This window comes from Burkholderia pyrrocinia, assembly GCF_018417535.1.
Taxonomy (GTDB): Bacteria; Pseudomonadota; Gammaproteobacteria; order Burkholderiales; family Burkholderiaceae; genus Burkholderia; species Burkholderia pyrrocinia_E.
Genome location: NZ_CP070977.1, coordinates 1,419,813 through 1,436,272, shown reverse-complemented (window position 1 = coordinate 1,436,272; position 16,460 = coordinate 1,419,813). Strand labels below are relative to the sequence as shown.

Genomic DNA, 16,460 nt, shown 5'->3' with positions numbered 1-16,460 from the left:
TCCGGCCGCACCGGCCGGGCCGCGTATGCCCGTACCGTGCGCCCGGCCGGCGTTTCATGCGGCCCGCGGGCCCGGGACGGCTGGCATAATAGCGGCTTACCTCTTTTTCTCGACCGGCAAACGATCGACCTGCCTGCGGCCCGGGCAGCGCATCGGTTTGCCCATTTCTCTTTGGGCGGTTCCATCATGTCCGGCAATACCCTCGGCACGCTTTTCACTGTCACGACCTTCGGCGAATCGCACGGTCCCGCGATCGGCTGCGTGATCGACGGCTGCCCGCCGGGGATGGGGCTGACCGAAGCCGACATCCAGGTCGAGCTCGATCGCCGCAAGCCCGGCACGTCGCGGCACGTGACGCAACGACAGGAGGCCGACGAGGTCGAGATCCTGTCGGGCGTGTTCGAGGGCTTGACGACCGGCACGCCGATCGCGCTGCTGATCCGCAACACCGACCAGCGCAGCAAGGACTACGGCAACATCGTCGAGACGTTCCGCCCCGGCCATGCCGATTACACGTACTGGCAGAAGTACGGCATCCGCGACTACCGCGGCGGCGGCCGCTCGTCCGCGCGCCTGACCGCGCCGATCGTCGGCGCGGGCGCGGTCGCGAAGAAGTGGTTGCGCGAGCGCTTCGGCGTCGAGGTGCGCGGCTACATGAGCGGCCTCGGCGAGATCGACGTGCCGTTCGTCGACTGGTCGCACGTGCACGAGAATCCGTTCTTCTCGCCGAACGCGGCGGTCGTTCCGGAGCTCGAGGCCTACATGGATGCGCTGCGCAAGGATGGCGATTCGATCGGCGCGCGCATCGACGTCGTCGCGTCGGGGGTGCCGGTCGGCTGGGGCGAGCCGGTGTTCGACCGCCTCGATGCGGACATCGCGAAGGCGATGATGAGCATCAACGCGGTGAAGGGCGTCGAGATCGGCGCGGGCTTCGACAGCGTTGCGCAACGCGGCTCGGTGCACGGCGACGAGCTGACGCCGGACGGCTTCGTCGGCAACCATGCGGGCGGCGTGCTCGGCGGGATCTCGACGGGGCAGGACATCACCGTGTCGATTGCGATCAAGCCGACGTCGAGCATCCGCACGCCGCGCCGCTCGATCACGAAGGCCGGCGAACAGGCCACGGTGGAAACCTTCGGCCGCCACGATCCGTGCGTCGGCATTCGTGCAACGCCGATCGCCGAGTCGATGCTCGCACTGGTGCTGATCGACCATGCGCTGCGCCATCGCGCGCAATGCGGCGACGTCGAGACGCCGACGCCGAAGATCGCGGGCAGCGCGACCTGACGCAAGCGGGCGGGTCGCGGCGCGCCCCGTCTCGACCGTCGAGCGATAAATGCAAACGGGGCGCTGCTTGATGCAGCGCCCCGTTTCGTTTGCGGCGGTTTGCAGTAGCCCCGAAAAACGCGCCGCTCGTGGCGGCGCGTTCCGGCAGCTTACATGTTCGGGTAATTCGGCCCGCCGCCGCCTTCCGGCGTGACCCACACGATGTTCTGCGTCGGATCCTTGATGTCGCAGGTCTTGCAGTGCACGCAGTTCTGCGCGTTGATCACCAGCCGATCGCTGCCGTCGTCGCTCTTCACGAACTCGTACACCGCCGCCGGGCAGAAGCGCGCCTCCGGCCCCGCGTAGGTGCGCAGGTTTACGTTCACCGGCACGCTCGCATCCTTCAGCGTCAGGTGCGCCGGCTGGTTCTCCTCGTGGTTCGTGTTCGAGATGAACACCGACGACAGCCGGTCGAACGTCAGCTTGCCGTCCGGCTTCGGATACTCGATCGGCTCGCACTGCGACGCCGGCTTCAGCATCTCGTGGTCCGCGTGCTGGTGATGCAGCGTCCACGGCACGTTGCCGCCCATCACCTTCTGCTCGAGCCCGACCATCAGCGTGCCGAGGTACAGCCCCTTGGCCATCCACTGCTTGAAGTTGCGCGCGCGGTACAGCTCCGCGTACAGCCACGACTGCTTGAAGGCGTCCGGATAGGCGTTGAGTTCGTCGCTCTGGCGGCCGGCCTGCACCGCGTCGAACGCGGCGTCGGCCGCCAGCATGCCGGTCTTGATCGCCGCATGGCTGCCCTTGATCCGCGATGCGTTCAGGAAACCCGCGTCGTCGCCGATCAGCGCGCCGCCCGGGAACACCGTCTTCGGCAGCGACAGCAGCCCGCCCGCGGTGATCGCGCGCGCGCCGTACGACACGCGCTTGCCGCCTTCGAGGAACGCGCGGATCGACGGATGCGTCTTGTAGCGCTGGAATTCCTCGAACGGCGACAGGTACGGGTTCGTGTAGCCGAGGCCCACCACGAAGCCGACCACGACCTGGTTGTTGTCCATGTGATACAGGAACGAGCCGCCGTAGGTATCCGACTTCAGCGGCCAGCCGGCCGTGTGGATCACGAGGCCCGGCTTGTGCTTCGCGGGATCGATTTCCCACAGTTCCTTGATGCCGATCCCGTACGCCTGCGGCTCGGCGTTCGCGTCGAGCTTGAACTTCGAGATCAGCTGGCGGCCCAGATGGCCGCGGCAGCCTTCGGCGAACAGCGTGTACTTCGCGTGCAGCTCCATGCCGAGCTGGAAGTTCTCGGTCGGCTCGCCGTCCTTGCCCACGCCCATGTTGCCGGTCGCGACGCCTTTCACGGAGCCGTCGTCGTGGTACAGGATCTCGGCGGCCGGGAAGCCCGGGAAGATCTCGACGCCCAGCGCCTCGGCCTGGGTGCCGAGCCAGCGCGTGACGTTGCCCAGCGAGATCACGTAGTTGCCGTGGTTCTTGAAGTTCTCGGGCAGCGCCCAGTTCGGCGTGGTCACCGCGCTCTTCTCGGACAGGAACAGGAAGCGATCTTCCGTCACCTCGACGGTGAGCGGCGCGCCCTGTTCCTTCCAGTCGGGGAACAGTTCGGTGATCGCGCGCGGGTCCATCACCGCGCCCGACAGGATGTGCGCGCCGATCTCGGAACCCTTCTCGAGCACGCACACGCCGATCTCGGTGCCTTTCTCGGCGGCCAGCTGCTTGAGCCGGATCGCCGCCGACAGCCCGGCGGGGCCGCCGCCGACGATCACGACGTCGTATTCCATCGATTCGCGCGGGCCGTATTGCTCGATGAGGCTTGCGGGGGTCATTGGCGTTCCTCTAACCGTTAGAATGCTTTTATTCGGGAGCGTATTGTCTGCGAAACGAAACGCTTGCCGCAACAGCAGGCGGCTAGATTAGCACGATCGTTCTATTTTTATGCTAGGGTTATGCCGCACGGGCAGCGCTGTCCGGGGCGGCGAAACGACATCGAAAGGGGTGTGCAATGGGTCGATCGATCAATCTGGAAGGCAAGGTTGCGCTGGTCACGGGCGCGTCGAGCGGCCTCGGGCAGCGTTTTGCGCAGGTGCTGTCGCAAGCCGGCGCGAAGGTCGTGCTCGCGAGCCGCCGCGTCGAGCGTCTGAAGGAGCTGCGCGCGGAGATCGAGGCGGCGGGCGGTGCCGCGCACGTCGTGTCGCTTGACGTCACCGACGTGCAGAGCATCAAGGCGGCGGTCGCGCATGCGGAGACGGAAGCCGGCACGATCGACATCCTTGTGAACAATTCGGGCGTTTCGACGATGCAGAAGCTCGTCGACGTGACGCCGGCCGATTTCGAATTCGTGTTCGATACCAACACGCGCGGCGCATTTTTCGTCGCGCAGGAAGTCGCGAAGCGGATGATCATGCGCGCGAACGGCAGCGGTAACGGCAAACCGCCGTGCCGGATCATCAACATCGCGTCGGTGGCCGGCTTGCGCGTGTTTCCGCAGATCGGGCTGTACGCGATGAGCAAGTCCGCGGTCGTGCAGATGACGCGCGCGATGGCGCTCGAATGGGGGCGCCACGGGATCAACGTCAACGCGATCTGTCCGGGCTATATCGATACCGAAATCAATCATTACCTGTGGGAAACCGAGCAGGGCCAGAAGCTGCAGGCGATGCTGCCGCGCCGGCGCGTCGGCAAGCCGCAGGATCTCGACGGGCTGTTGTTGCTGCTCGCGGCCGACGAGTCGCAGTTCATCAATGGCTCGATTATCTCCGCCGACGACGGCTTCGGCCTCGCCTGAGCGGATGACATTCAGCAACAAAGAAGACTGCAATGAGCGCAACAAGCGATTACTCACCCGTTTTTGAGATGTCGATGCCGATCCGCTGGGGCGACATGGACGCGTTCGGCCACGTGAACAACACGGTCTATTTCCGCTACATGGAGCAGGCGCGGATCTCTTGGTTCGAGGAGCTCGGCATCGCCGGCGGCAACGGCGAGGGGCAGGGGCCCGTCATCGTCACGGCGTCGATGGAATTCCTCAAGCAACTGCATTATCCGGGCGACGTGATCGCGACGATGTCGGCCGCGAAACCCGGCCGAAGCAGCTTCGACACCGGTTTCGAGCTCACGCGTGCGGACGATCCGCAGCACGTCTATGCGCGCGGCAACGCGCGCTGCGTGTGGGTCGACTACGCGCTCGGCAAGTCGGTGCCGCTGCCGCAACTGTTGCGCGACACGATCGAGCGCGCGCTCGCGACGAAAATCGGCTGAGTGCCGATACGGCGAGGCCAGCGCCGGCGCGCCGGTGAGTCGCCATGCCCGTCGTTGCCCGAATCGGCCGCCATGCGCGGCCGATTGTCATCCGGGCAAGCCATTTACCGCCCGTTCACTGCCCGAGCAGCCGCTGCAGCAGCTCCGGCGTGTTGTTCGTCCCGTACTTGCGCATCAGCCGTGCGCGGTAGATGTCGACCGTGCGCGAGCTGATGTCGAGCACGCGCCCGATCTGCTTGCTGGTCTTGCCGGTCGCGAGTTGCGCGGCGATCTCGCGCTCGCGCGGGGTCAGCTCGACGGCGACGCGGCGCGTCGCGCTCAAATCCTCGAAGGTCCAGACGCCGGCGGCGAGCGGCGCGGTGCGGTCGAGCGCGCGGCCCGTCACGTGGCACCAGAACAGCTCGCCGTCGGCCCGTTTCATGATTCTGTCATCCGAGTAGATGCCGTTCGCGGCCATCACGCGCGCGATGCGCTCGCCGATTCGCTGGAATTCGTCCGTCGACGGGTAGAGCACCTCGTACGATTTCCCGATCAGGTCGGCCCGCGCGCAGCGGAAGATCGACGCGAGCGCGTCGTTGCAGTCCTCGATCACGCGGTCGCGCGACATCACGAGGCCGAGCGGCGCGAGGTGAAAGGCAGTCTGGTAATCGAGAGCGGGCATGGCGCAGGCAACCGGAGGCAAACGCTTATGTATTTTTGCGTATTGTGCCGCATCCGCGCCGCATCGTACCCTTTCAGGCATCTCGCGGCAGTTTGCCGCGACATAAAAACAGCGCGCCTCGACGCAGGCATCGCCGCGCATGCATAGAATGATGCGGCGGGCTTGCGGCCCAGGTGGGCGCGTGAACCGGTTTCGCTGGTTTCCATAGAGGAAGGGACAACAGATGAACAAAGTCTATCCAAGCGCGGCTGCCGCGCTGGAAGGGATCGTCCGCGACGGACAGACCTTCGCGGTGGGCGGCTTCGGCCTGTGCGGGATTCCCGAGGCGCTGATCGCGGCGTTGCGCGATTCGGCCGTCAAGGGCATCACGTGCATCAGCAACAACGCGGGCGTCGATGGCTTCGGTCTCGGCCTGCTGCTGGAAACGCGCCAGATCAATAAGATGATCTCGTCGTACGTCGGCGAGAACAAGGAGTTCGAGCGCCAGTACCTGGCCGGCGAACTCGAGCTCGAATTCACGCCGCAAGGCACACTTGCCGAGAAGCTGCGTGCCGGCGGCGCGGGCATTCCGGCGTTCTTCACCAATACCGGCTACGGCACCGTGATCGCGGAAGGCAAGGAAACGCGCCAGTTCGGCGATCGCCACTACGTGCTCGAGCCGTCGCTGACGGCCGACGTCGCGCTCGTGAAGGCCTGGAAGGCGGACAAGTCCGGCAACCTGATCTACCGCCGCACCGCGCGCAACTTCAACCCGATGTGCGCGATGGCCGGCAAGATCACCGTGGTGGAGGTCGAGGAGATCGTCGAGAACGGCGCACTCGATCCGGACCAGGTCCATACGCCGGGGATTTTCGTGCAGCGCATCGTGCTGAACGCGACGCCCGAAAAACGCATCGAACAACGCGTCGTACGCGCGAAAGGAGACTGACATGGCCTGGAATCGTGACCAGATGGCCGCGCGCGCGGCGAAGGAACTGCAGGACGGCTTCTACGTGAACCTCGGCATCGGCCTGCCGACGCTCGTCGCGAACCACGTGCCGGAAGGCGTCGAGGTGTGGCTGCAGTCGGAGAACGGCCTGCTCGGCATCGGCCCGTCGCCGACCGAAGACGAAGTCGACGCCGATCTCATCAACGCCGGCAAGCAGACCGTCACGACGCTGCCGGGCTCGTCGATCTTCTCGTCGGCCGACTCGTTCGCGATGATCCGCGGCGGCCACATCAACCTCGCGATCCTCGGCGCGATGCAGGTCAGCAAGCAGGGCGACCTCGCGAACTGGATGATCCCCGGCAAGATGATCAAGGGGATGGGCGGCGCGATGGACCTCGTTGCGGGCGTGAAGCGCGTCGTCGTGCTGATGGAACACGTCGCGAAGGGCGACCAGCACAAGATCCTCGACGAGTGCAACCTGCCGTTGACGGGTGTCGGCGTGGTCGACCTGATCATCACCGATCTCGGCGTGATCGAAGTGACGCCGGCCGGCCTGAAGGTCCTCGAACTCGCCGACGGCGTGAGCGCCGACGAGATCCAGGCGAAGACGGGCGCACCGCTCGACGTCAGCGCAGTCGCGTAAGCCGACGGCGTTTGGCGCCGCGCGCTGTTGCGCGGCTACGGCGCCCCGCATGCTTCGACGCATGCGGGGCGCTGTCTTTTGGCGCACGGGAATACGCGTTTCCATGACGGTCGCGCCCGTGTTGCAGACCTTTCTCGACGTACTATGCGATTGCGCCGCCGCCGTCGACGAGCACGGTCGAACCGGTCGAGTACGGCGTCGCCGCCAGATAGACGATCGCGTTCGCGACATCCTCGGGCCGACCCACACGGCGCGCCGGCAACCGCTGCGCGGCGCCTGCGAACATGGCGTCGCGCGCGTCAGTCGCGAGTTTGTCCCACAGCGGCGTGGCGATCAGGCCGGGCGACACCGTGTTGACGCGTACAGGGGCCAGTTCGAGCGCCAGGCCGCGGGCCAGTGCATCGAGTGCCGCATTGATTGCGCCCTGCAGTACCGACGATGCGCTCGGTCGTACGCCGAGGAAACCCGACACGAACGTCAGCGAGCCGCCCGGGACGATGTCGATTGCACGTGCGATGCGATACGCGCCCCAGAACTTGCTGTCCATCGCGGCCTGCGCGGCGTCGAATGCGAGCGAACGGACCGGACCCGTTGCGGTCTGGGCGGCGGAAATCACGACGTGGTCGAACCGGTCGGCGCGTGCGCAGAAGGCATCGACTTCGTCGGTTCGCGTGATGTCGAGCGGTGCGAAGCGCGTGCCGCGGCCGATCGCGGCCGCGACCGCCTCGCCCTTGCGTGCGTCGCGCGAAGCGATCGTCACGCGTGCGCCGCGTTGCGCGAATGCCCGCGCGGCGGCCGCGCCGATCCCGGAGCTCCCGCCGACCACGAGCACCGCGTTGCCATTGAATGAATCGTTCATGATGGTTCGTTCCCGTTGAGAAGAAAGAAATCCGGTCAGATCGTCTCGGTTTCGCGCAGTGTCGCCGCGTTGCCGAGCGCGTAACGCGCGATCTCGTCCTTGCGCATGAACGCGACACCCGGATGTGATCGTGCGTAGCGCAGGAATTCGTCCCACGCACGGACCATCTGCGGCGTGCCGCTGATCCGGTCGTGTGCGCTGATCGACATCATGCGGCGTCGCTGGCCGGCTTCCGCGTAAAGCTGATCGAAGTCGAGCTTGATCTGCTCGACGAACATCGACGGCGAATAGTTGCGACCTTCGATCAGCAGGATGTCGTTGTTGCGCAGCGTGTACGGGACGACGACGAAATCGTGCCCGTTCACGGTCTCGATGAACGGCTCGTCGCGGCTGACGTCGTCGATGTGATAGGTGTAGCCGAGTTCCTGCAGCAGCGACAGCGTGTTTGGCCCGCGCCGCAACCAGTTGCAGTTGTAGCCGATCGGCCTCGTGCCGGTCGCCGCCTCGACCATGTCGCGCGCTTCGATCAGGAAGCGGCGCTCGTCGTCGCGGCTCATCGCGAACTGCGAGCGCCAGCTTGGGCCGTGCGCCGACGCTTCGTGGCCGCGCGCCACGATCTCCAGTGCGAGATCGGGGCGATACCGGACGGCTTCGCCGATCATGTGCGACGTGACTTTCACGCCGTGCCGGTCCCACAGATCGAGCATGCGCGGGATGCCTTCGCGATAGCCGTACGCGAACCAGGTGCCCGACGCGAGGTCCGCCGGCACGGAAGGGGGGAACGCGACGCCCGGAAACGGGCTGTCCGCGCCCTTGGGCGGTTGGCCGCCGGCCTCGAACTGCATCGAGATCGAGATCACGAGGCGGATGTCGTCCGGCCAGAACTTGCCGTCCGCGGCGGTCGGCGCGGCGAGCGGCCCGGCCGTTGCGGCGCTTGCGCCCCGCGCCGCGCTGCCGAGTACCGCGCCCGCGGCGGCCAGCCCGGCGCCGGCACCGGCCTGTGCGAGGAACGCGCGGCGGGACGTGCGCATCGAAGGAGCGAAGTTCGTCATCGGCCGGGCCCTCAATTTGCGACGCCGAGTTGGCGCATCAGCGTCAGGTTGTCTTCGATGTGCCAGTTCTCGGCGATCCGGCCGGCCGCGATCCGGTAGATGTCGGTCGCGACGAAATCGACCGCCTGCCCATGACCGATCGTGTTGCCAAGGACCTCGGTGAAATGCCCGCGAAACCGCAGGTGGACGACGACGCGATCGCTGGCGACGATCATCTGCTCGATCTCGCAATGCAGGTCGGGAATCGCCGCGCGCATCGTTCGTGATGCTGCGAGCGGCCCCGGCAGGCCCTGGGCGCGTCCGGCCGGCAGCGTGCGATCCGTGAAGTCGGCAGCGAGTGCCGCGCGCGCAAGCGCCTCGTCTCCGGTATCCCAGAACGTGGCGTAGCGGCGCGCCGCAAGGATCTGGTCGCGCGCCTGCGCGGCGGGCAGTCCGGCCGCGACCGTCAGGTGCAACGGAGTCGCGAGATCGGCCGCATTGGCGGTGACCGGCGGTAGCGCGACTGCGGCAAGTGTCGCCGCGAGCGTGCCGGCAATCGAGTGGCGCAGGAATCGTTGCAAGGCAGACATCGGATTTTCCTTTTTCATGATGGTGCGCGTGGATGGCGCGGTGACGTCATGGTAGGTTTCCGAATTCGATACAAATACTGAGAAGCGGCGAATGGATTATTCGAAAAAAGGAAAGGGTGGCGGATCGAGGATGTCCCGATGCTGATCGACGACCTGCCTGCGCTGGAAACTTTCGCGGTCGTCGTCGCGGCGGGCAGCCTGTCGGCGGCGGCGCGGGAGCAGGACTTGTCGCTGTCGGTGATCAGCAAACGGCTTGCGCATCTGGAGGCGCGGCTCGGCGTGCGCCTGCTGCACCGGACGACTCGCCGACAGACGCTGACCGATGAGGGCGCGCTGTTCCATGCCCAGGTGCTGCGCATCCTCGCCGAAGTCGACCTGGCGGAAACGCTGATGCAGGATCGCCGCGGCACGGTGAGCGGCCTGCTGCGCGTGACCGCGCCGGGCGAGATCGGGCGCCTGCGGATCGCGCCGCTCGTCGCCGAGTTCCGGCGCCGGCATCCGCAGGTGTGCGTGCAACTGATTCTGACCGACACGGTCGTCGATCTGCTCGCGCACGAGATCGACGTCGCGGTGCGGATCGGCTGTCTCGCCGATTCGTCGATGATCGCCCGTGAACTGGCACCGAACCGCCGTGTGCTGTGCGCGTCGCCGGCATACGTGGCCGAATGCGGCTTGCCGGTGCATCCCGGCGACCTGCATGCGCACCGTTGCATCGTGATGGGCGAGCAGCCGCAGACCGAATGGCGGTTCGATGGCGTGGACGGCCCGATCGCGGTCGAGGTCGCGGCGGCGCTGTTGACCAACGATGGCGGCGCGGCGCGCATGCTTGCGCTCGACGGCGCGGGCATTGCGTTGAAGTCGATTTGGGACGTCGCGTCCGATCTCGAGGCGGGCCGGCTCGTGCGGGTGCTGCCTGCGTATGCGGCGCCAGCGGCGCCGCTGCATGCGGTCTATCCGGGCGGGCGGCATCTCGCGTTGCGCGTGCGGACGTTCGTCGATTTCGTGCGCGAGCACTTGCAGGCGGCGTGGCGCTGGGACGCGAGCTGACGATGCGCGCGATTGTGCGGATCGTTTCGCCGAAAGGGGACGCATGGAGAATGCCATGCGCAGCGTTCCGATGCGCGACTGGCCGACGGGGGAACGCGTCGGGCCGCGCCGCGCGACCGAAGCGGTTTACAATTGTTTGAATTGGGCCGCGCCAGCGTTGCCTCGCTGCAGGCCCCGTTCGACAGGATGCCAACGATGCCAACGACCCCAGCGAATCCCCCGGTTCCTCGCCAGCGGCGCGTGCAGTGCGCGAGCGCTGCCGGCCTTCACCACGTCGCCTATACCGAGTGGGGCGATCCCGCCAACCCGCGCGTGCTGGTCTGCGTGCATGGCCTGACCCGTTCCGGGCGCGATTTCGACCGGCTCGCCGCCGCGCTGTCCGATACGTATCGTGTCGTGTGCCCCGATGTCGTCGGGCGCGGCCGGTCGGACTGGCTTGCCGATCCGCGGCTCTATGCGATTCCGCAATACGTGGCCGACATGGTGACGCTGATCGCGCGGCTCGACGTCGAATCGGTCGACTGGTTCGGCACGTCGATGGGCGGCCTGATCGGCATGGCGCTCGCGGGGCTGCCCGGTTCGCCGCTGCGCCGGATGATCGTCAACGACGTCGGCCCGCGCATCGAACCCGATTCGCTGACGCGCATCGGCGAGTATCTCGGCGTGCAGCCGCGCTTCGCGACCGAGCAGGAAGGTATCGACTACCTGACGTCGCTGTCGCTGCCGTTCGGCGCGCTGACCGCCGACGAGTGGCGCGAGATCAACGGGCCGCTGCTGCGCGAGCTGCCCGAAGGTAGCTGGACGATGCGCTACGATCCGCGCATCGCGGAGCCGTTCAAGATGACGACGCCCGAACTGGCCGCGCTCGGCGAGGCCGCGCTGTGGCGCGCCATCGAGACGACGGACGCGTCGCTGCTCGTCGTGCGCGGCGAGACGTCCGACCTGCTGTCGCGCGAGACGGTGGCCGACATGATGCATCGCGGCCGGCATGTGACGCGGGCCGAGATTCCGGGTGCGGGCCACGCGCCGGCGTTCATCAGCGCCGACCAGATTGCGCTCGCGCGGCGGTTTTTCGTCGAAGGCGACGCATAAACGCGTCATAATATGCGGTTCGGCGGCACGCGGGCCGTGTCGTCGCCCGAATCTTCACACACTCACGACCGGAACATTCCATGGCAGTCATTCGTCACCACGTCGGGGCCCGTCTCTCCGAAACCGCGATCCACAACGGTACCGTGTATCTGGCCGGCCAGATCGCCGAAGACACCACGCAGGACATCAAGGGCCAGACGCGCGAAGTGCTCGGCCACATCGACCGCCTGCTCGCCGAAGCGAACAGCGACAAGGCGCATCTGCTGTCGGTGCAGATCTACATCTCGGACCTGGCGAACTTCGAAGGCATGAATGCGGAGTGGGACGCATGGGTCGCGCAGGGCAACACGCCGCCGCGCGCCACCGTCGAGGCGAAGCTCGCGGATCCGGCGCTGCTCGTCGAGATCGTGGTCGTCGCCGCGCAGCGGAGCTGATCCGGGCATCAACCGACGATGATCGCATTCCGTCAGGCCGCGCAATGACCGAGTCCGCTTCCGCTTCCCCCGTCGCGCCACCGTCGTTCGACGACGTGCTCGCGTTCGTGCGCGAGCGGGCCGGCGACGCACGCCTGTCGTCCGGCGAACTGCTCGCCGATCACTCGGCGGGCACGGCGTCGATCATGCGCACGCTGAACGTCGATCCGTCCGCGATGCAGGCCGCCGCGCTGTTCGTGCTGACGCCGCACCTGAGCGACCCCGGGCGCGAACTCAGCGAGCGTTTCGGCGACGAAGTGGCGCGGCTCGTGTCCGACGTGCGCAAGCTGTTGCGGCTCGGCACCGTCAGCCTGCGCGCCGCGCAGAACGCGGTGGCCGACGCGGGGCGCGACGCGGCGGAAGAGCGGCGCACGCAGATCGAGGCGCTGCGCAAGATGCTGCTCGCGTTCGCGCAGGACATCCGTGTGGTGCTGATCCGGCTCGCGTCGCGGTTGCAGTCGCTGCGCTATTACGCGGCCGCGAAGATCGACCCGCCACCCGACGTCGCGCGCGAGACGCTCGAGATCTATGCGCCGCTCGCGAACCGTCTCGGGATCTGGCAACTGAAGTGGGAACTCGAGGATCTCGCGTTCCGCTTCGAGGATCCCGTTACCTACAAACGGATCGCGAAGCTGCTCGACGAGAAGCGCATCGAACGCGAGGCATACGTCACGCAGGCGATCGAGCGGCTGCAGCACGAGCTGGCGGACGCGAACATCCAGGCCGACGTGAGCGGCCGGCCGAAACATATCTACAGCATCTGGCGCAAGATGCGCGGCAAGGAGCTCGATTTCTCCGAGTTGTACGACGTGCGCGCGTTTCGCGTGATCGTGCCGGACATCAAGGATTGCTACGCGGTGCTCGGCATCGTGCATCACCTGTGGCAGCCGGTGCCGAAGGAGTTCGACGACTACATCTCGCGGCCGAAGCCGAACGGCTACAAGTCGCTGCATACGGTCGTGATCGGCGACGACGGTCGCGCGTTCGAAGTGCAGATCCGCACGCAGGAGATGCACCGCTTCGCCGAATACGGCGTCGCCGCGCACTGGCGCTACAAGGAGGCCGGTGCGCGCGGTTATGGCGGCCAGTTCTCGGCAAGCGACAAGTACGATGAGAAGATCGCGTGGCTGCGCCAGTTGCTCGCATGGAAGGACGACGTCGAGGACGGCACCGAGATATCGGGCGACCGGGCGTGGGCACAATTGCGCGAGACGTCGCTCGACGACGACCACATCTACGTGCTGACGCCGCAGGCGCGCGTGATCGCGCTGCCGCAGGGCGCGACGCCGGTCGATTTCGCGTACCACCTGCACAGCGAGCTCGGCCATCGCTGTCGCGGCGCGCGCGTCGACGGCGTGATGGTGCCGCTGAACACGTCGCTCGCGAACGGCCAGACGGTCGAGATCGTCGCGGTGAAGGAGGGCGGGCCGTCGCGCGACTGGCTGAACCCGCAACTCGGCTACCTGAAGAGCCCGCGCGCGCGTCAGAAGGTGCGGGCGTGGTTCAACTCGATCGAGCAGGAAGAAAACGTCTCGCACGGCCGGGCGCTCGTTGAAAAGACGCTGCAGCGCGAGGGCAAGACGTCGGTCAACCTGGACAACCTCGCGGCGAAGCTCGGCTTCAAGTCGCCCGAGGACTTGTTCTCGGTCGTCGGCAAGGAAGAATTCAGCCTGCGCAATGTCGAGCACGCGCTGTCCGATGCGCCGCCGCCTGAGCCGGCGCCGGAGGCGCCTGCCGATTTCGAGAAGCGCGGCAGCGGCGCGAGCGTCGCGCACGGCGCGTCGACCGGCGTGCTGGTGGTGGGCGTCGACGCGTTGCTGACCCAGCTCGCGCGTTGCTGCCGGCCGGCGCCGCCCGATCCGATCAGCGGCTTCGTCACGCGTGGCAAGGGGATGTCGATCCACCGCAGCGACTGCCCGACGTTTCGCCGGATGGTCGAGCGCGCGCCGGAACGCGTGCTGCAGACGACGTGGTCGGCCGACGTGCTGGGCGGGCGCGGCGTGTCCGTCTATCCGGTCGACCTGATGATCGAGGCAAGCGACCGGCAAGGGTTGCTGCGCGACATCTCCGAAGTGTTCGCACGCGAAAAGATGAACGTGGTGGGCGTGAAGACGCAGAGCCGCCGCAATGCGGCATTCATGCAGTTCACGGTCGAAGTGACGAATTCGGCACAGGTGCAGCGCGCCTGCACGCTGCTCGGCGAAGTGCAGGGCGTCGTGCGGGCAGGGCGGAAGGCGTGATGGGGTTGCGGCCCCGTTATTTTGCTGCGACCGCATAAAAACGCTTGCCAAACCGATGGCGGCTCCATATAATTTCAGCTTCTCTAGGCTCGTAGCTCAGCTGGTTAGAGCACCACCTTGACATGGTGGGGGTCGTTGGTTCGAGTCCAATCGAGCCTACCAACGAATTGAGAATGCCCGGTCTCCGGGTGTTCAATGCAGTAAGTAACTCAACGCAAACAAGGCGAATACGGTTATGACACCGCGAACGTTGACCGAAACCACTTCGGAGCGACGCTAGTCGAGGAACGTTTTCGCCCTTTCAGTTTGAGTGAAGTATCGAATGCGGCCCCTCGAAAGCGGGGCCGCATTTTTTTTGTCGCGAAAATTTCGCGCGTGACTTTTACATCGCGTGCTTGGTCTGCCGCCCACTGTCGGCATCACGGAGATTGCTATGGTTTCGATACGCTTGCCTGACGGCTCAGTTCGACAATACGAGCATCCGGTGACAGTTGCCGAGGTTGCGGCCTCGATCGGTCCCGGCCTTGCGAAGGCTGCGCTTGGTGGCAAGCTCGACGGCGAACTCGTCGATACGTCCGCGGTGATCGACCGCGACGCGTCGCTCGCCATCGTCACGGACAAGGATGCCGACGGCCTCGACATCATCCGTCACTCGACGGCGCACTTGCTCGCGTACGCGGTGAAGGAGCTGTATCCGGATGCGCAGGTGACGATCGGTCCCGTGATCGACAACGGCTTCTATTACGACTTCTCGTATCACCGTCCGTTTACGCCGGAAGATCTGGAAAAGATCGAAAAGCGCATGCAGGAGCTCGTGAAGAAGGACGAGCCTGTGACGCGCCGTGTCGTGTCGCGCGACGAGGCCGCGGGTTACTTCCGCAGCATCGGCGAGAAGTACAAGGCCGAGATCATCGAGTCGATTCCGCAAAGCGACGAAATCAAGCTGTATTCGCACGGCGGCTTCACCGACCTGTGCCGCGGCCCGCACGTGCCGTCGACCGGCAAGATGAAGGTCTTCAAGCTGATGAAGGTCGCGGGCGCGTACTGGCGCGGCGATTCGAAGAACGAGCAGCTGCAGCGCATCTATGGCACGGCCTGGACGAAGAAGGAAGACCAGGACCAGTACCTGCACATGCTCGAGGAAGCGGAAAAGCGCGACCACCGCAAGCTCGGCAAGCAGCTCGACCTGTTCCACATGCAGGAAGAGTCGCCGGGCATGGTGTTCTGGCATCCGAAGGGCTGGGCGCTGTGGCAGCAGGTCGAGCAATACATGCGCCGTCGCGTGAACGAAGCCGGCTACCACGAGATCAAGACGCCGATGATCATGGACCGCTCGCTGTGGGAAGCGTCCGGCCACTGGCAGAACTACCGCGAGAACATGTTCACGACGGAGTCGGAGAAGCGCGACTACGCGATCAAGCCGATGAACTGCCCGGGGCACGTGCAGGTGTTCAAGCACGGCCTGCGTTCGTACCGCGACCTGCCGCTGCGTTACGCGGAATTCGGTTCGTGCCACCGCAACGAGGCGTCGGGCGCGCTGCATGGCCTGATGCGCGTGCGCGGCTTCGTGCAGGACGATGCGCACATCTTCTGTACGGAAGACCAGATCATTGCCGAGTCGATCGCATTCAACAGGCTCGCGATGAGCGTGTACGGCGATTTCGGCTTCGACCACATCGACATCAAGCTGTCGCTGCGTCCGGAGCAGCGCATGGGTTCCGACGAGACGTGGGACCGTGCCGAGCAGGGGCTGCGTGACGCGCTGACGGCGTGCGGCCTCAAGTGGGAAGAACTGCCGGGCGAAGGTGCGTTCTACGGCCCGAAGATCGAATACCACATCAAGGACGCGCTCGGCCGTTCGTGGCAGTGCGGCACGTTGCAGCTCGACATGATGCTGCCGGAGCGCCTTGGCGCCGAGTACGTGGCGGAAGACAACAGCCGTCGCCGGCCCGTGATGCTGCACCGTGCGATCGTCGGTTCGATGGAGCGATTCCTCGGCATTTTGATCGAGCACCACGCTGGTGCGATGCCGGTCTGGCTCGCGCCGATCCAGGCTGTTGTGCTCAATATTGCCGAAAATCAGGTCGAATATGCGCAGTCTCTGGCCCAATCGTTGCAAAAACAAGGGGTTAGAGTGACGGCCGATTTGCGCAACGAGAAGATTAGCTATAAAATACGCGAGCACACGCTGGAAAAGGTGCCTTATCTCCTCGTCGTGGGCGATAAGGAGCGTGATGCGCAAACGGTAGCCGTGCGTGCCCGTGGCGGCGTCGATCTTGGCGTAATGCCGGTCGAAGCCTTCGTTGAGCGTCTGCAGGAAGACCTGCGTTCGTTCAAGTAACCGCCCTGGCAGC

Annotated in this window: 15 protein-coding genes and 1 tRNA gene; 11 read left to right on the top strand and 5 right to left on the bottom strand. The window is 65.9% G+C overall.

What is annotated here, in order from left to right:
* Positions 1-186 precede the first annotated feature (186 nt).
* Positions 187-1,287 (top strand): chorismate synthase, encoded by a 1,101-nt coding sequence (gene aroC, locus JYG32_RS06750; RefSeq protein WP_213265063.1) that lies wholly within the window; start codon positions 187-189, stop codon positions 1,285-1,287.
* 149 nt (positions 1,288-1,436) lie between these two features.
* Here the strand turns inward: aroC and JYG32_RS06745 are convergent, their stop codons facing one another.
* Positions 1,437-3,110 (bottom strand): electron transfer flavoprotein-ubiquinone oxidoreductase, encoded by a 1,674-nt coding sequence (locus tag JYG32_RS06745; RefSeq protein ID WP_213265062.1) that lies wholly within the window; start codon positions 3,108-3,110, stop codon positions 1,437-1,439.
* Between the two features lie 176 nt (positions 3,111-3,286).
* Between JYG32_RS06745 and JYG32_RS06740 the strand changes: the two genes are divergently transcribed.
* Complete coding sequence (locus tag JYG32_RS06740) at positions 3,287-4,069, top strand: SDR family oxidoreductase (RefSeq protein ID WP_174382267.1); 783 nt, start codon at positions 3,287-3,289, stop codon at positions 4,067-4,069.
* Between the two features lie 32 nt (positions 4,070-4,101).
* Positions 4,102-4,542, top strand: a complete 441-nt coding sequence (locus JYG32_RS06735) for an acyl-CoA thioesterase (RefSeq protein WP_213265061.1) — start codon at positions 4,102-4,104, stop codon at positions 4,540-4,542.
* Positions 4,543-4,657: 115 nt separating this feature from the next.
* Here the strand turns inward: JYG32_RS06735 and JYG32_RS06730 are convergent, their stop codons facing one another.
* Complete coding sequence (locus tag JYG32_RS06730; RefSeq protein ID WP_174382266.1) at positions 4,658-5,203, bottom strand: LuxR C-terminal-related transcriptional regulator; 546 nt, start codon at positions 5,201-5,203, stop codon at positions 4,658-4,660.
* Positions 5,204-5,426: 223 nt separating this feature from the next.
* Here JYG32_RS06730 and JYG32_RS06725 point away from each other — a divergent pair, with 223 nt between their 5' ends.
* Positions 5,427-6,131: a CoA transferase subunit A gene (locus tag JYG32_RS06725; protein ID WP_213265060.1), complete on the top strand. Its 705-nt coding sequence runs from the start codon at positions 5,427-5,429 to the stop codon at positions 6,129-6,131.
* Between the two features lies 1 nt (position 6,132).
* Positions 6,133-6,774 (top strand): CoA transferase subunit B, encoded by a 642-nt coding sequence (locus JYG32_RS06720; protein WP_047900502.1) that lies wholly within the window; start codon positions 6,133-6,135, stop codon positions 6,772-6,774.
* Between the two features lie 142 nt (positions 6,775-6,916).
* On the opposite strand, the gene JYG32_RS06715 is transcribed toward JYG32_RS06720, so the two are convergent.
* Genes JYG32_RS06715 through JYG32_RS06705 form a run of 3 tightly spaced genes read right to left on the bottom strand, consistent with a single transcriptional unit; the run spans position 6,917 to position 9,254 of the window.
* Entirely contained in the window at positions 6,917-7,633 is a 717-nt protein-coding gene (locus tag JYG32_RS06715) for an SDR family oxidoreductase (RefSeq protein WP_213265059.1), read from the bottom strand.
* A 35-nt stretch (positions 7,634-7,668) separates the two neighbouring features.
* The gene (locus JYG32_RS06710) at positions 7,669-8,685 is read right to left on the bottom strand and encodes a polysaccharide deacetylase family protein (RefSeq protein WP_213265058.1); all 1,017 of its coding nucleotides are present in this window, start codon (positions 8,683-8,685) and stop codon (positions 7,669-7,671) included.
* Positions 8,686-8,696: 11 nt separating this feature from the next.
* Positions 8,697-9,254 carry an ester cyclase gene (locus JYG32_RS06705; RefSeq protein WP_213265057.1) on the bottom strand — a complete coding sequence of 186 codons (558 nt, stop codon included), beginning with the start codon at positions 9,252-9,254 and terminating at the stop codon, positions 8,697-8,699.
* Positions 9,255-9,392: 138 nt separating this feature from the next.
* Here JYG32_RS06705 and JYG32_RS06700 point away from each other — a divergent pair, with 138 nt between their 5' ends.
* The 6 genes from JYG32_RS06700 (at position 9,393) to thrS (ending at position 16,447) form a co-directional block, all read left to right on the top strand.
* Positions 9,393-10,301, top strand: a complete 909-nt coding sequence (locus JYG32_RS06700; RefSeq protein WP_213265056.1) for a LysR family transcriptional regulator — start codon at positions 9,393-9,395, stop codon at positions 10,299-10,301.
* Between the two features lie 195 nt (positions 10,302-10,496).
* On the top strand, positions 10,497-11,393 hold the full coding sequence (locus tag JYG32_RS06695) for an alpha/beta fold hydrolase (protein ID WP_213265055.1): 897 nt from the start codon (positions 10,497-10,499) through the stop codon (positions 11,391-11,393).
* Positions 11,394-11,473: 80 nt separating this feature from the next.
* Positions 11,474-11,827, top strand: coding sequence for a RidA family protein (locus JYG32_RS06690; protein WP_014897238.1), 354 nt, complete (start codon positions 11,474-11,476; stop codon positions 11,825-11,827).
* 44 nt (positions 11,828-11,871) lie between these two features.
* Positions 11,872-14,106, top strand: coding sequence for a RelA/SpoT family protein (locus tag JYG32_RS06685; protein WP_213265054.1), 2,235 nt, complete (start codon positions 11,872-11,874; stop codon positions 14,104-14,106).
* 85 nt (positions 14,107-14,191) lie between these two features.
* Positions 14,192-14,268 (top strand) — tRNA-Val (locus tag JYG32_RS06680).
* Between the two features lie 271 nt (positions 14,269-14,539).
* Positions 14,540-16,447 (top strand): threonine--tRNA ligase, encoded by a 1,908-nt coding sequence (gene thrS / locus JYG32_RS06675; protein WP_213265053.1) that lies wholly within the window; start codon positions 14,540-14,542, stop codon positions 16,445-16,447.
* Positions 16,448-16,460 lie beyond the last annotated feature (13 nt).

What these genes read in the sequence shown, in the direction of transcription:
- JYG32_RS06740 (WP_174382267.1), top strand. Translation starts at nt 3,287, where the DNA reads ATGGGTCGATCGATCAATCTGGAAGGCAAGGTTGCGCTGGTCACGGGC.
- JYG32_RS06735 (WP_213265061.1), top strand. Translation starts at nt 4,102, where the DNA reads ATGAGCGCAACAAGCGATTACTCACCCGTTTTTGAGATGTCGATGCCG.
- thrS (WP_213265053.1), top strand. Translation starts at nt 14,540, where the DNA reads ATGGTTTCGATACGCTTGCCTGACGGCTCAGTTCGACAATACGAGCAT.
- JYG32_RS06700 (WP_213265056.1), top strand. Translation starts at nt 9,393, where the DNA reads ATGCTGATCGACGACCTGCCTGCGCTGGAAACTTTCGCGGTCGTCGTC.
- JYG32_RS06720 (WP_047900502.1), top strand. Translation starts at nt 6,133, where the DNA reads ATGGCCTGGAATCGTGACCAGATGGCCGCGCGCGCGGCGAAGGAACTG.
- JYG32_RS06695 (WP_213265055.1), top strand. Translation starts at nt 10,497, where the DNA reads ATGCCAACGACCCCAGCGAATCCCCCGGTTCCTCGCCAGCGGCGCGTG.
- JYG32_RS06725 (WP_213265060.1), top strand. Translation starts at nt 5,427, where the DNA reads ATGAACAAAGTCTATCCAAGCGCGGCTGCCGCGCTGGAAGGGATCGTC.
- JYG32_RS06730 (WP_174382266.1), bottom strand. Translation starts at nt 5,203, where the DNA reads ATGCCCGCTCTCGATTACCAGACTGCCTTTCACCTCGCGCCGCTCGGC.
- JYG32_RS06705 (WP_213265057.1), bottom strand. Translation starts at nt 9,254, where the DNA reads ATGTCTGCCTTGCAACGATTCCTGCGCCACTCGATTGCCGGCACGCTC.
- JYG32_RS06715 (WP_213265059.1), bottom strand. Translation starts at nt 7,633, where the DNA reads ATGAACGATTCATTCAATGGCAACGCGGTGCTCGTGGTCGGCGGGAGC.
- JYG32_RS06745 (WP_213265062.1), bottom strand. Translation starts at nt 3,110, where the DNA reads ATGACCCCCGCAAGCCTCATCGAGCAATACGGCCCGCGCGAATCGATG.
- JYG32_RS06685 (WP_213265054.1), top strand. Translation starts at nt 11,872, where the DNA reads ATGACCGAGTCCGCTTCCGCTTCCCCCGTCGCGCCACCGTCGTTCGAC.
- aroC (WP_213265063.1), top strand. Translation starts at nt 187, where the DNA reads ATGTCCGGCAATACCCTCGGCACGCTTTTCACTGTCACGACCTTCGGC.
- JYG32_RS06690 (WP_014897238.1), top strand. Translation starts at nt 11,474, where the DNA reads ATGGCAGTCATTCGTCACCACGTCGGGGCCCGTCTCTCCGAAACCGCG.
- JYG32_RS06710 (WP_213265058.1), bottom strand. Translation starts at nt 8,685, where the DNA reads ATGACGAACTTCGCTCCTTCGATGCGCACGTCCCGCCGCGCGTTCCTC.